This window comes from Psychromonas ingrahamii 37 (genome assembly GCF_000015285.1).
GTDB classification, from domain to species: domain Bacteria; phylum Pseudomonadota; class Gammaproteobacteria; order Enterobacterales; family Psychromonadaceae; genus Psychromonas; species Psychromonas ingrahamii.
This window is the reverse complement of record NC_008709.1, coordinates 2,954,976-2,969,581: the sequence shown is the minus strand read 5'-3', so window position 1 is coordinate 2,969,581 and position 14,606 is coordinate 2,954,976. Positions and strand designations below refer to the sequence as shown.

Annotated in this window: 12 protein-coding genes; 4 read left to right on the top strand and 8 right to left on the bottom strand. The window is 41.0% G+C overall.

The window, feature by feature from the left end:
* Positions 1-193 precede the first annotated feature (193 nt).
* The 5 genes from PING_RS12495 to atzF are packed head-to-tail and all read right to left on the bottom strand — an operon-like array spanning position 194 to position 7,298.
* Positions 194-1,927, bottom strand: coding sequence for a dipeptide ABC transporter ATP-binding protein (locus tag PING_RS12495; protein WP_011770713.1), 1,734 nt, complete (start codon positions 1,925-1,927; stop codon positions 194-196).
* 2 nt (positions 1,928-1,929) lie between these two features.
* Complete coding sequence (locus PING_RS12490) at positions 1,930-2,796, bottom strand: ABC transporter permease (protein ID WP_011770712.1); 867 nt, start codon at positions 2,794-2,796, stop codon at positions 1,930-1,932.
* Positions 2,789-3,814 carry an ABC transporter permease gene (locus PING_RS12485; RefSeq protein WP_011770711.1) on the bottom strand — a complete coding sequence of 342 codons (1,026 nt, stop codon included), beginning with the start codon at positions 3,812-3,814 and terminating at the stop codon, positions 2,789-2,791. Before PING_RS12485 ends, PING_RS12490 begins: the two co-directional genes overlap by 8 nt.
* A gap of 8 nt (positions 3,815-3,822) precedes the next feature.
* Positions 3,823-5,457 (bottom strand): ABC transporter substrate-binding protein, encoded by a 1,635-nt coding sequence (locus PING_RS12480; protein ID WP_011770710.1) that lies wholly within the window; start codon positions 5,455-5,457, stop codon positions 3,823-3,825.
* 38 nt (positions 5,458-5,495) lie between these two features.
* On the bottom strand, positions 5,496-7,298 hold the full coding sequence (gene atzF / locus PING_RS12475) for an allophanate hydrolase (RefSeq protein WP_011770709.1): 1,803 nt from the start codon (positions 7,296-7,298) through the stop codon (positions 5,496-5,498).
* 155 nt (positions 7,299-7,453) lie between these two features.
* Between atzF and PING_RS12470 the strand changes: the two genes are divergently transcribed.
* From PING_RS12470 to ppx, 4 genes are all read left to right on the top strand, one after another.
* Entirely contained in the window at positions 7,454-8,347 is an 894-nt protein-coding gene (locus PING_RS12470) for a LysR family transcriptional regulator (RefSeq protein WP_011770708.1), read from the top strand.
* A 431-nt stretch (positions 8,348-8,778) separates the two neighbouring features.
* Positions 8,779-9,108: a hypothetical protein gene (locus PING_RS12465; RefSeq protein ID WP_041766474.1), complete on the top strand. Its 330-nt coding sequence runs from the start codon at positions 8,779-8,781 to the stop codon at positions 9,106-9,108.
* An 84-nt stretch (positions 9,109-9,192) separates the two neighbouring features.
* Complete coding sequence (gene ppk1, locus PING_RS12460; protein ID WP_041766473.1) at positions 9,193-11,322, top strand: polyphosphate kinase 1; 2,130 nt, start codon at positions 9,193-9,195, stop codon at positions 11,320-11,322.
* Entirely contained in the window at positions 11,306-12,811 is a 1,506-nt protein-coding gene (gene ppx, locus PING_RS12455) for an exopolyphosphatase (RefSeq protein ID WP_011770705.1), read from the top strand. Before ppk1 ends, ppx begins: the two co-directional genes overlap by 17 nt.
* A 527-nt stretch (positions 12,812-13,338) precedes the next feature.
* Here the strand turns inward: ppx and PING_RS21035 are convergent.
* The 3 genes from PING_RS21035 to PING_RS12450 all read right to left on the bottom strand — a co-directional run bounded on the left by PING_RS21035 (position 13,339) and on the right by PING_RS12450 (position 14,226).
* Positions 13,339-13,515: a hypothetical protein gene (locus tag PING_RS21035; RefSeq protein ID WP_198134687.1), complete on the bottom strand. Its 177-nt coding sequence runs from the start codon at positions 13,513-13,515 to the stop codon at positions 13,339-13,341.
* Between the two features lie 186 nt (positions 13,516-13,701).
* Complete coding sequence (locus tag PING_RS21030) at positions 13,702-13,878, bottom strand: hypothetical protein (protein WP_198134686.1); 177 nt, start codon at positions 13,876-13,878, stop codon at positions 13,702-13,704.
* A 150-nt stretch (positions 13,879-14,028) separates the two neighbouring features.
* Complete coding sequence (locus PING_RS12450; RefSeq protein WP_011770704.1) at positions 14,029-14,226, bottom strand: hypothetical protein; 198 nt, start codon at positions 14,224-14,226, stop codon at positions 14,029-14,031.
* Positions 14,227-14,606 lie beyond the last annotated feature (380 nt).

The following is a 14,606-nucleotide window of genomic DNA, read 5'->3' as shown; positions in this document are numbered from 1 at the left end:
CTCAATGTATTAGTGGTCTAAAATTAAACCTATTATCTTTTTAACCGCTTAGCCGTAAAACCCCGTCATGCATTTATGGCGGGGTTACTATTAAGTAAAACGTTTATTAACTCAAACTCAGATTAAGTCACAAAAATAGTCTTGATGGACTACAAGCTATAATTGTTCGTCAATCATGTATCGATATTTTACATTAAGCGCACTCTTGCTTATTTATCATCTGTTGTTCAGTTTCTATCGGTATAGCGTCCATCAATGCTTTAGTATAAGGGTGTACTGAACTATTCATCACCGTTTCAGTATCGCCTTGCTCAATTATTTCCCCCTCTTTCATTACCAATATTCGCTGACTGAGCATTTTAACAACGTGCAAATCATGGCTTACAAATAAGTAACTTAAACCAAGCTTGCGCCGAAAGTGCTCTAGTAACTGTAATACCGTGGCCTGTACGGAAACATCTAATGCGGAGGTCGGCTCATCTAAAATCAATAACTTAGGTTCAAGTGCGATCGCGCGTGCAATGCCTACTCTCGCCTTTTGTCCGCCACTTAATTGGTGCGGTAAACGATCAATAAGGGTTAAGGGTAAACCAACCTGTTCGGCCAAACTATGCACTTTACTGTTAATCTCTGTCCTTTTCATTTTTGGGCCAAGTCGTAATAGTGGTTCAGCAATTAAGTCGAGTACTGAATGGCGCGGGTTTAACGATCCTGTCGGGTCTTGAAAAACCATTTGTATTTCTTTACGCAGAGGGTGTTTTATAAAATCATGGCTGGATACCTGAGTAATATCAATACCATCAAAGACTATACGCCCGGCAGAGGGATCCTCTAAACGACTTAACATTCGAGTGGTGGTCGATTTCCCACACCCGGAGCCGCCGACTAAACCAACGCATTCTCCAGGAAAAATACTAAAATCACTGCCCGCAACGGCCACAAATTCGCTAGTCGATGATTGATAGGGCAACCAAGATTTTTTATTTTGGCCATATATTTTACGCAGTCCGTGTACTTCAAGCAGAGGCTGCTTAGGAATAACGGGCTCTGGTAGCTTAAGATAGGAGGGGGATTGAGCCGTCAGACCGGCTACCGAAGCACTTCTTGATGGTGTCGCCAATAATAATTTTTGGGTATATGGATGCTTGGATTCACTAAAAAATTTGTCTCGGCTATTCTGCTCTACTACTCGGCCTTTTTCCATCACAACAAACTTATCGCAGTACTGTGCTGCAAGGCTAAGATCATGAGTGATTAAAATAACGGCGAGTCCCTCTTCTTTTACAAGGTTATGAATAAGATTCATTATAGATTTTTGAGTTGTTACATCAAGGCCGGTTGTCGGCTCATCGGCAATTAACATTCGAGAGCGACACACTAATGCCAGTGCTATCATCACCCGTTGGCACATGCCACCACTCAGTTCAAAGGGATAAGCATTTTTCACTCGCTCAACATCTAAAATCTCGACCTGATGCAGCAGTTTTTCTATTTCAGCATCTATTGTTGACCAAGATGGGTAGCCATGAGTACGCAGCATATCGCGCAAATGTTCGCCCACTTTACGGATAGGATTTAACGTTGACATCGGGTTCTGGAAAATCATGGCTATTTCTCTACCACGAACCTCACTAAGCAGTTGGCTATCGGCATTGTGTAAAGACATACCATGATAGATTATCTCTCCCGCAGCTAAACGACCATTTTGATCCAGCAGGTTAAGTATACTATAAGCTGTAACCGATTTGCCGCTGCCGCTTTCTCCAACCAGTGCTAATATTTCCCCCTTAGATAAGGTAAAGCTGACATCTTCAACGGCCCTAACAGTACCCTTACTCGTTTCAAAATCGATAGACAGATTACTGATACTGAGTAAGACACCTTTGTTATTATTGTTATGCTTCTGTTTCTGCTTATGCTTATGCATTATTAGCTCCTTTTCTGCGGGTCAACCAGATCACGTAAAGTGTCACCAAGCAGGTTAAAACTAAACACTGCTAACATAAGAATCAAGCCGGGGAAAAGTACCAACCACCATTGACCTGAAATAATGTAATCGGCTCCCTCTGCGACTAAAATCCCCCACTCTGCTGCAGGAGGGCGTACACCTAAACCAATAAATGACAAACCCGCCGCATTTAGAATTGCCCAGCCCATATTGGTCGATATCTGTACCACTAGATTTGGTAAACAGTTAGGGAAAATATGATAAAGTAACGTACGCATATGGCTATTACCCGACAACAATGCGGCCTGAACATATTGCCGATCACGTTGGATACTGACTTCAGCCCGGGCGATACGGATATAAAATGGAATATTAATAATAGCTGTCGCATAAATGACGTTTATCAGTGAATTCCCCATCACCGCCACTATCCCCATTGCCAGAACGAAAAGTGGAAACGCCAGTACAATATCAGCTACCCGGCCAATAATTCGTTCATACCAGCCACCAAAATAGGCAGCAATACTGCCAAGTGTGGTACCTATTACAAAACTGATAGAAACGGCATAGACTGCAATGCCAAGATCAAGGCGCGTTGCGACCATTACTCGCGAAAATACATCTCTGCCAAGGTGATCAGTACCAAATAAATGAATTAAATTTGGCGCTTCTAGAGCAATAGCCGTATTACTCTTAAGGGGTTCAAAGGGCACCCAGTAATTAGCGGTTAACGCGACAAAAACATACATACCAAAGAGTGCTAATGAAAGTAAAGAAAGTGGATTTTTGCGTGCTAAATACCACAGGCGTTGTATTAAGTTTTCTTGAGCTATAGTCACGCTATTCATTACGTCCCATCCTTGGATCAAAGAGTGTGTAAAGAATGTCAATAATAAGATTAAGAGAGACAAACAATACCGCCATAATAAGGACAAACCCTTGAATTGCCGCATAATCTGAGGCGACTAAGGCATCAATTGCAAATGTTCCAACCCCTGGCCAAGAGTAAACTTTTTCAACTAATACATTACCGCCAAGCAGGAAACCAAAAACTAAACCTATTACAGTTAATAATGGCAGAGATGCATTTTGTAGCGCATAAACATAAATGCGTACCGAGGACTTGATACCATTGGCTTTAGCAGCCTTAACGTACTCACTGCCAAGTGCGGTTATCATTGACGAACGAGTCATTCTTGCAATAGGTGCCAAAGCACACAAAGCTAACGTGATTGCGGGCAAAATCAATTGCGAGAGTGCTGCGTAAAAAGTTTCAAAATCGGCTTCTAAAAGCGCATCAATAGTAAAGAACCCGGTGACATGTGTAGGGGCTAAATAAATAAAATCTAGCCGCCCGATGGGGGAGGGTGCCCAACCTAACAAATAATAGAATACAAACATCAAAAATAGCCCGCTAAAGAAAATCGGCGTTGAAGCCCCCGCGGTGACCAATATTCGACAAAGATGATCAATCCATGTATTTGGCTTAAGTGCTGAGAGTATCCCCAATGGAATGGAGGTGACCAGAGCAATAAATAAGGCAAACAGGGTTAATTCCAGAGAAGCTGGTAAACGGGTACTTATTTCGCTGCTGACACTTTGGCCGGTGCTTAGGCTTTGACCTAGCTCTCCTTGAGCCAGGTTTTTACAGTAGGCAATAAATTGATACGCTAAAGTACGATCAAGACCGAGTTGTTCACGCACTTGCTGTATAGAAGCCTCATCGGCCATAGCGCCGGCAAAATAGACTGCCGGATCACCAGGAAGTGCGCGAGTAAGGCTAAAGGAGATGACTAGCACCCCCAATAGCGTCGGGATCGCTAACAATAAACGTTTTAGAATTAAAGTAGCTTTGTCATACAACATTGGATTGCTTACTCCTTGCTAAAGGTACGAATATCCAACTGGCGGTGAAACCAATTCACATAGCCACTTACATTTTTTTGCATAACAACATCAAGTGATGGCTGCCATAAAGGAATCATTGGCACTTCATCCGTTGCTATATCGATCATTCGTAAAACGTTTTGAGTATATTGCTTGTCATCGATTGGCATATTCAGTGTACTGTCAACTAAGGTCTTAATTTCGGTATTATCATAGTTCATAGAGTTAAATAGATGACCTTTAATGTATGCCCAATAGAAGTAATAATCCGGATAGTTAAGCCAACCGCCAAAGTTCTTCAGGTGTAACTCTAAGCCCTTTTCAACCAAAGCTTTCGTACGCCAGCTAGCGCCTGGGATCTTATTAACAGGTGCATCAATGCCGATTGCCTTTAGATTTTCTTGAATAAGTAGTGCTGTTGGTTCTGTCCACTGAGCAAAGCCCAGGTTGATTGAAATCGGGACACTGAAACCATCTGCGTAACCCGCTTCTGCAAGCAAAGCTTTGGCTTTAGCTAAATCTGTGTGATACGGGAAAGGTTGAGGCCAGACAGCTGAAGTAGCATATTTGCTATCACGTCCCCACATAGGTTCACCTATCCCGTAGGCTGCCACATCAAAAATTTGCTGATAGGGAATAGCATAAGCAATGGCTTGTCGAACTTTGATATGCTTAAAGGGTTCAAATTTCATATTCATCCCTAAGGCATGCAAAGTATTATCTATGTTAGAGCTAGCAACCTTAAGATTATTATTACTTTTAAGCTCTTTTACATCTTTTGCTGAAAGGCTAAGTGCTACGTCGGCATCGCCACGTTCAATTAAAGCACGGCGGGTTGCTGCACTGGGAACTTCACGTACAATTACACGCTCCATTTTTGGTAAAGAGCCACTTTTCCACTTGTCGAAACGTTTGTAGACCAGTTGTTGACCCGGCGTCCAGCGCTCAAGCATATAGGCACCACCCCCTGCTGGGGTTTTGTGCAGGTATTCTGTTGCCCATGGATCATCTTTAGTGACATGCTTTTTAGCGATATCAGCATTAATAACAATGGGGATTGGCACAGCCAGATCCGGCAAGGTCAGTTTACTGGCTTGTTGCATTTTTATTTTAAAGGTGTGTGCGTCTACTGCTTCAAATTGCTCTGGTGATATGAGGCCTCCCGCTTTCATTTGTACCGTTGGAAAACCACCAAGACTGACGGCGCGGTCAAAGGACCATTTTACGTCGCTTGCAGTGACCGGTGTACCATCCCAGAAAATAGCATCTTCACGTAAATGGAATAAATAACTCATACCATCATCGACAAGCTCCCAACTCTTAGCAAGTTCAGGTTTAATCATTTCTGAGTCGTATTTGAGGCTACCATTGCCACTATCTTTGATATTGAACGTCACCAGACGGTCATACATATTGACCGCTACCTGATAACTTGCGCGATTAGTGCCTGCACGGTGAATATCTAAGCTGTTAATACTTGCTCCTGATACAACGACCAGGGTATTTTCTCGTGAAACCGCATGCGCACCAGATGATAAAACACCTGATACGGAGACAGCCAGCAAAGCATACAAGCCCGCTTTGGTTGGTAATTTTATTTTACTTTTTAGATTATTTAGCATAATCGCTCCATAGATAGAAAAATGTAGAAAATGTGTAACTAAAGACTTTCAGCTTGGCAAAATGCTCGCCACCCGCCGAAATGAGTAATGTCACGGCTATCTTTGAGCCCATGAGGCTCACATAAAAAACCTTTTACTTGTTGCTTATCTGACAGCGTAATCGAACCAATGCTGAGGGGTGAGGGTATTTGGGCAATCAAATCACCGATCTTGTTTTTGGGTAAGGCCCAGACTTCAAGGTCAATTATCTGCCCATCATCATCTCTAATAAGCCCTGGACGATTACCAAGTTGGTATAAACGATAGTGTGAATCTGTCTGGGCAGAGGTCAGAAAACGACCTCCTTTATCTGTTAGTTGGTGATTAAGCGGGAGGTTCGTCATATGTGCTCCTACGACCGCAATCGCTATTTCATGGTTACTTGTCATTTGCATTATATTAGTGGTCGTTGTGAGGCGATCAGGAACGGGGATTTTATGACTTGTTGCACCTAAATAATCACCTTGATTTGCATGATAATCAGCTGCCAGCGCATGAATAAAGGCATCACAACCATTTTGTGCAATAAGCGTAATGCTTGATGGATAACCATCGCTACGCGTTTTTCCCGGTATCGCGATAGCACATAAATCAAGTAAATTAACAAAGTTAGTGTAAGTGCCGAGACGACTATTTGGGCCTATAGGGTCGACCTCTATGTCACTTTTGTAAACTAGCCCCGGCATTGACGGAACACAGATGACGTCGATCTTGGTTAGTATTGACGCTATTTGCCTGGAAAGTGCCCGCAGGCGATAGTAGGCATTAAATGCATCACTTGCGGAGAATTTATGCGCAGATTCAATAATCTCACAAGTTACCGGATACAGCGCGCTGCGATGCTTTGCCATAAAAGGCGCTAATGCCGCGAGTCTTTCCGCAACCCAGGGGCCTTCATATAATAATTTAGAGACTTCATAAAAAGGTTTAAAGTCAATTTCAACCAGCTTCGCGCCTTTTTGTCGCCAGTAGTTAAGGGCTTGCTCATAAGCTTTCTTTTGAGCGGGTTCATCTAATATCAGGCTTTCTGAATCAGGGACTGCAACAGTAAAATTAACGGGTATATTCTGCTTAGCAGGGCCGTGATAGGGTTTAGAAAAGGGATCTTGTTGATCGTAGTATCGACAGCAAGCATACACTTGTGCAGCATTTTCAACAGTAAGCGCCAATATCGATACTGTGTCGAGTGAACGACAGGCGGGGATCACTCCTCGGCTGGAGATACTGCCCAGCGTCGGTTTGAGGCCGACAATATTATTGAGGGCTGCAGGTATGCGCCCTGAACCTGCAGTATCAGTTCCAAGTGAAAAGCAGACTTGCCCATGTGCCACTGCCACCGCTGACCCCGAACTAGAACCACCGGGTACTAGTTTTGCATCAATTGCATTTTTAGGTGCGGGATAAGGTGTTCTTAAACCCACTAAACCGGTTGCAAATTGATCTAAATTGGTTTTACCAATAAGGATTGCCCCTGCCTGTTTCAATAAAGAAACCACATAAGCATCTTGCCTGGCAATATAACTAAACGCCTTGCAGGCCGCAGTCGTAGGCATATCTACTGCATCAATATTATCTTTGACGGCAAAGGGAATTCCCCATAACGGCTTTAGCGTAAGATCGAAGGGACCAAGATCTGCAACAGCCTTCGACAACTGTGAATCACTGGCAACATACAGATAAATACCTTCATCTGCGATATTTGAAAGACGCGTTAGTGATTCACGGATCACTTGATCAGCACTGACCCCTTGACGATAGGCCTGGTGCAAAGCATCTATGGTAAAGGGAAGGTTAGTTAACATTATGACTGTCCTGTATTAAACGATATCAGTAGTTAACCAATTAATAGTGATGCTGTATACTGCTTGTTTTGCATTTGTGTGGTGCATATTTTGCATCGCATGGGTAAGGGGGTAATATATCAATTATCTAAATCTTGGTTAATGGAAGAATACAAATGAAGCAACTTATAGATTTTCAGTATTTTCAGGCGGTCGCTAAGGCAGGTTCAATTCGTAAGGCTGCCGACAAACTCTCGATCACTTCAACAGCACTTAACCGACGTATTCTTACGATGGAAGATGAACTGGGTGAAAAACTATTTGAGCGTCAAGCCAATGGTGTACGCCTGTCTGCTGCAGGAGAGTTATTCTTACATCACGTCCAAAAACAACTTGCTGATCTTCAAAGAGTTAAAAGTCAAATATCAGATCTTAGCGGGGTCAGGCGAGGGCATGTCAATATCGCATGCAGTCAAGCACTGCTGACGTCATTTTTTCCGCAACAAATTGCACGTTTTCGTCACCAACACCCCGCGGTAACTTTTAGTCTTTATGTAAGAGATAGGCAGGCGGCAGAATCGACATTATTAGACAATAGTGTCGATTTAGCCATGGTATTTGAACCCGTGCACATGAATGAACTGCAGATTCTTATATCTAAAGAACAACAGCTGTACGCCATTATGCCAAGTGGCCATCCATTAGCTGAAAAAAGCGACGTTAAATTAAGTGAATGTATGGCTTATCCCTTAGCACTTCCCACAAGCGAGTACGGCGTACGTCATATTTTGGATTTTAAAGCCAATAGAACCATGCTTAATATGCAACCCACTGTGGAATCCGACAGCTTTGAGTTTCTGCGTAATTATGTGCTTAACGAGGGTTGCATCACCTTTCAAATAGAAATTGGATTACCGCAAATTATGGAAGATTTAGGGCTAATTGCGCGGCCGATATCAAAGGCCGATATGGCAGCCGGCAGTATGTACCTTATTCAGAAAAAAAATCGTACATTACCCACGGCTGCTGCACGTTTTGCAGAACAGCTAATACAAACACTGTCACAGTAATAACAATCCAATAGTTAAAGGATCACAGTATAAAACCGTGGTTGTTGCCTATTATCGATAGGAAATCCTCACTGCCTTGCATAAATGCCGACGCGTTTTCACTAATATGATCAGCAGATCCCTATCCCGGATCACTTTTCATCTGTTTATCTATCCCCAAAGCCATTGGTGTTGCAGTTGAGTACTCTTTCGGGCGAGTACTTGGGTGGCAAAGGAAATCATGCCCTGAGATTAGATGTAATAATACTAAACGCATTAATTAAGTGATTAGATTTATTATTCAATCATCATCACTACTGCTTTATAAATGTCAATTTTTCCTTTGAAGGCATTGGTTTTTTATTAATAACATTCTCGGACACTCGCTGCTTATTTGGTCTGCTCGTAGGGTGCGCTCCGCGCACCAATTACCGCTGTTTACGATGCATAGAATGCACCCTATCAATAATACCAAACGCATTAATAAAGTGATTATATTTACTATTGAAGTTCATCCTGACGGCTTTGCGGGCGTCAATTTTTTTGAAGCAAGTGATTATAAACTTAATGCATTTGGTATAAGTGCAATGTCGGTGACTTATTGGGGGGGGAAGCTTCAATGGAACCGTCGCTACGTCTGGGTTGTTCGCTCACTATTAACCTCAGCCCCTTACTCAACTGCAATTCGTAGGGCTCAACCGGCGGGTTGCGATCACGGCTCATTATATTGTAAAACAGTACTCTATAAAAAATCTGGGCCTGATAAGTCGGTTATGACATAAAAATGTAACATAAATGACATATAATACTATATCATAATAATATTGATGCTTTACAATCAAATAGTTAAGGGCCTGATTAAGAATATGAGTACTGAAAAATTCTATATCGAAAAAGAACTTAGTTGGCTTTCGTTTAATGAGCGAGTGCTTCAAGAAGCCGCTGATAAGAGCGTGCCTTTAATTGAAAGAATTCGCTTTCTGGGCATTTTTTCTAATAATTTAGATGAATTTTATAAAGTTCGTTTTGCCGATGTGAAGCGCCGTATATTAATCGACCAGGAGCATGCCTGGAACGAACCTTCCTTGAACACCCATGGACTTAAGTTTAATAAACAATTATTGTCCAATATGCAAACCAAAGTATTTCAGCTGAATGAACGATTTGACGTGCTTTATAATGAGCTAATCCGTGAAATGGCAAGACGACGGATTTTTTTAGTCAGCGAGCTTCAACTCGATGAAGCACAACAAAACTGGATTAGAAAATACTTTAAAAAAGAAGTGATGCCGCACATCACCCCCTTATTACTAAATGATGATATTGATCTTCTGCAGTTTCTTAATGATACCGATGCCTACATTGTTGTTGAACTAAAAAAAGATAACCATTCTCAATATGCATTGCTGGAAATACCCACCGGGTATTTACCGCGCTTTGTTAGGGTACCGGAGCAGAAAGGCAGGGGGCGTAAAACCATTATCCTCCTTGATAACATTGTTCGTTATTGTCTGGATGAACTTTTTCGGGGATTTTTTGACTACGACGAGCTTAACGGTTATGCCATGAAAATGACACGCGATGCCGAGTACGATTTAAGCCATGAAGTTGAATACAGTGTTTTGGATAAAATGTCTGAAGGGGTCAGCCAACGTTTAACCGCGATGGCGGTACGCTTCGTTTATGAGCGTGAGATGCCGCAAGCCATGCTCGATTTTTTATGTGAAAAATTAAAAATATCCAACTATGACAGCCTGCTTCCCGGTGGTCGTTATTATAATTTCAAGGACTTTATCAGCTTTCCAAATATTGGCCCTAACTACCTGGAAAATAAATCTCTTACACCGATAGAGTGTGCTGACTTTGAAGGTTATGTAAACTATTTTGATGCCATTCGTGCAAAAGATATCTTAGTTTATTATCCATACCATACTTTTAGTCATATCGCGGAGCTGGTGCGTCAAGCCTCATTTGATCCCAAAGTGCTCAGTATTAAAATAAATATTTACCGTGTGGCGAAACATTCACAGTTAATGAATTCTCTGATCGACGCCGTCCATAACGGTAAAAATGTGACTGTGGTAGTCGAGTTGCAGGCGCGTTTTGATGAAGAAGCTAATATCGAATGGGCTAAAGTGCTGACTGAAGCGGGCGTTCATGTTGTTTTTGGTTCTTCAGGGCTTAAAATTCACTCTAAACTACTGCTGATTAGCCGTCGTGAAAAAGAGGCGGTGATTTATTATGCGCATATAGGCACAGGCAACTTTCACGAAAAAACCGCGCGTATCTATACTGATTTTTCTCTGTTAACCGCGGTTCAAGAGATTGCTTTAGAAGTGCGCAAAGTGTTTAGCTATATCGAGAATCCCTATCGTCCAGTGCGTTTTAACCACCTTATTGTTTCACCACGCAATTCGCGTAAACGGATCTATCAAGTGATAGATCAAGAAATCGCTAATGCAGCTCTTGGAAAAAACGCCGGATTGACACTCAAGGTGAATAATCTTGTGGATAAAGGGCTTATCAATAAACTCTATAATGCAAGCAGGGCGGGTGTACAGATTCAAATGGTCATTCGGGGCATGTGCTCTTTAGTACCCGGTATTAAAGACGTCAGTGAAAATATAAAAATCATTAGCATTATCGACCGATTTTTGGAACATTCAAGGGTGTTAATTACACATAACGATGGCGATCCGCAAGTTTATATCTCCTCGGCTGACTGGATGACCAGAAATATCGACAATAGAATCGAAGTGACTGTTCCAATCCGTGATCCCCGTTTAAAACAACGTATTATTGATATTGTTAATATTCATTTTACTGATACAGTAAAAGCGCGTTTGATGGATCAAAATATGAGCAATGATTATGTACCGCGAGGAAACCGCAAAAAAATTCGCTCACAGCTCGATATTTATGAATACCTTAAAAACACCGAAAAACAAACTAGAAAACAACAAAAGCAGAGCCGAGATAATGTCGCAATCCGTTGAACAAAAAGTACGCAATATAGCCGCTATTGACTTGGGATCAAACAGCTTCCACATGGTAGTCGCAAAAGTGGTGGGGCAGGATCTCCAGATGGTCAGTCGCCATAAACAGAGAGTGCGCTTAGCATCCGGGCTTGATAGTGAAATGAATTTAAGCGACGCTGCAATAGAACGCGGACTTTTGTGTTTGGTGATGTTTGCAGAACGTTTACAAGGATTTGAAGGTGACAATGTGCGTATTGTCGCAACGCATGCTCTGCGCCAGGCAAATAACGCCCCTGTTTTTATCCAGCGCGCGCGCGAAGTGTTGCCTTTCCCTATCGAAATTATTTCAGGCGAAGAAGAAGCGCGTCTTATTTATCTGGGGGTTGCCCATACACAGGTTGAATCAGACTCCAAACTTGTTGTCGATATTGGTGGTGGCAGTACTGAAATGATCATCGGTCAGGGGTTTGAAGTTGATCTGCTCAACAGTCAGCAAATGGGATGTGTGAGCTTTACCAATCAATTTTTTAATAATGGCAAGCTTTCTAAAAATAATTTTGCAAAAGCAACACTGGCTGCGGAGCAACGCCTTAAGCCACTTGTCAAACAATACAGGAAAAAAGGCTGGAGCACCGCATTTGGCTCATCAGGTACGATCAAAGCCATTAAGGAAGTACTGATTGGCTTTGGCTATCACGACGGCTTGATTACTCATAAGCGACTCCAAGAATTGATAGATGCACTGTGCACCTTTGACAGTATTGATGCTATCGAGCTCTCGGGATTAAGCAAAGAGCGAAAGCCCGTTTTTGCAGCGGGTGTTGTTATTTTAAATGCACTTTTTCAAGCGTTTCAAATTATTGAAATGCATTTCTCCGATGGTGCATTGCGGGAGGGGGTGTTGTATGAAATGGAAGCCCGTTTTGCCCGCTCAGATATCCGCATGCGCACTACCGAAAATTTAGCCAATAAACATAATGTTGAATTAAATCATGCAGTTTGTGTTAAGCATCAGGCGACTGAATTATTTTCCCAAATCCGTCAAACTTTGGGTATCAAAAAGCACAGTGAGCTGCTGTCGTTATTGCAGTGGGCCGCATTGTTACATGAAGTTGGCTTAAATATCAGCTTACCCGGTTTTCACCGCCATTCAGCCTATATACTGCAGCATACTAATATGCCCGGTTTTAATAGTGAGCAGCAATTAGTGCTTGCCACTCTGGCACGTTTTCAGTGTAAATCATTGAAACTGAATGAAATGCCTGAATTTAACTTGTTTGATAAAAACCATTTACTCGCGCTTATAAAAATACTTCGGCTGGCGATTATTCTTAATGGCCAGCGCAACGATCAGCTATTACCGGAAATATTATTAACCGTGGAAGGTAAGCTCTGGGTGTTGGACTGCGTTAACCAGCTGTGGCTTGAAGACAATAAATCTCTGTATGCAGACTTGTTAGCCGAGCAAGAGCGCTGGTTAAGTGCTGGATGGCAACTTAAATTTTAAGGTGCTTCTCAATCTTTTTGAACACTTAGCTTATTCTTATTCCGATCTTTGAGCCGGCATCTAGAAATGCTTTAATCAGCCCCGTAAGTCAATATATTTAAATCAGCGTATTTAAGTCAGTATTTTGAATTAACTGGCTAATATTTATCCGCTAGGTGTTGCTGATTATTGATCGTCGGTTTTATATTCTTCTTTATTTATCGCCAGCAGCTCGATTATCGAATGCGCTATTTGATGGTAATCAATAGAGGATCATAGATGGCTTATGCAGTTCAAACGTGTCTTTTTTATAATTAGAAGGTACTGCCCAGCAGGGGGATTGCTTTAAAGGGGGAGGAAGTATTAAATCTTGTAAGTTAGTTGCGGTTAAAACTGCCCGTTAATGATGACTTAATAGTGTCAGAATGATTCGCTATTTAGAATCTGCGCTTATTATCTTGTTATAAAAAACACCTTTCCTTGCTTTCAGCCCAAGCTTTATTTGTCAAGACTGGGTAGAAGGCAGGGAAAGATGCTCGATCAGCTATTTAAGCTGATTTTTTTGCTGATTTCTTCACTTTTTTAACTTTAGCTTGAACTTCTTTAGCCGGTTTTTTCAGTGATTTTTTAAGTACTTTAAGTTTGCCTTCCTGCTTAACAATTTTGGCTTTTCTTAATTTAATTTCTTTTTTAATTGATTTAACTTCTTTTGATATTTTAGTCATTGTGTATTTCCTTTAAGTTGGACGAAGTGAGCATCACAGCTCGTTTTAGTGAATCCTGGCCTTGAAGTGTTAAACGGTACAAACTTCTGCAAGGCGCTTATTATCGTGTCAGAAAAATACTTTTCCTTACTTTTAGCCTAATTTAAATCTGTCAATATTGGCTAGAAGGCAGGAAAAATAAGCTATTTAAGCAGATTTTTTTGTTGATTTTTTCACTTTTTTAACTTTAGCTTGAACTGCTTTAGCAGGTTTTTTTAGCGATTTTTTAAGTACTTTAAGTTTGCCTTCCTGCTTAACAATTTTAGCTTTTCTTGATTTAATTTCTTTTTTAATTGATTTAACTTCTTTTGATATTTTAGTCATTGTGTATTTCCTTTAAGTTGCATGAAGTGAGCATCACTGCTCGTTTTTGTTAACCATTGCCCTAAAATAATAAAACGCTCGATGTAGAAACTAACTCAAGGCGCATGGTCAAAAGATGAATAAAATTAATGTTAACAGGTCAAATTTATGCTATTTAGCATGTTCTTCAACAGGTTCTTCGGCATGTTCTTCAACAAAGCCACGGATAAATTTTCGTATTTCACGTGCTGCACTTGTATCTAGTTCTTCGCAAAGGCTGACGAATCTATCTCGCTCTTCGCCATTGATACGGATAACTAATTGGCTGTCTTTTTTTCCCGCTTTTTTGTGTTTATTTTTAGTTGTCATTATTATTGCGCCTTTATTCTGTTTTTAGTATATACATTGCATAGCTAATAGATATACTTTTGTGGGGTTTTTTTAAATTTTGAGATTGATCAACAATTTGGAATTTTCCCAAATTAGTTTATCGGGGTGGAATAAAAATAAGATTACCTGATTTTATTTTTAGAATAAGTCATATTTATTACTCATTGTCATTAATATGTCATAACTAATCGTTACGCTGTATTTCATTATCAGAATCCCATTTTGCTGATTTTTTTTCTTAATTATTAAAATTGCAATGTGTTATAAAAAACATGAAATGAAAGCAATTTTTATCTGCATTAGAATGGGGATAATTAAGCCGCAGAACTATTCTGTATCAATTTCTCTTACCACTAGCT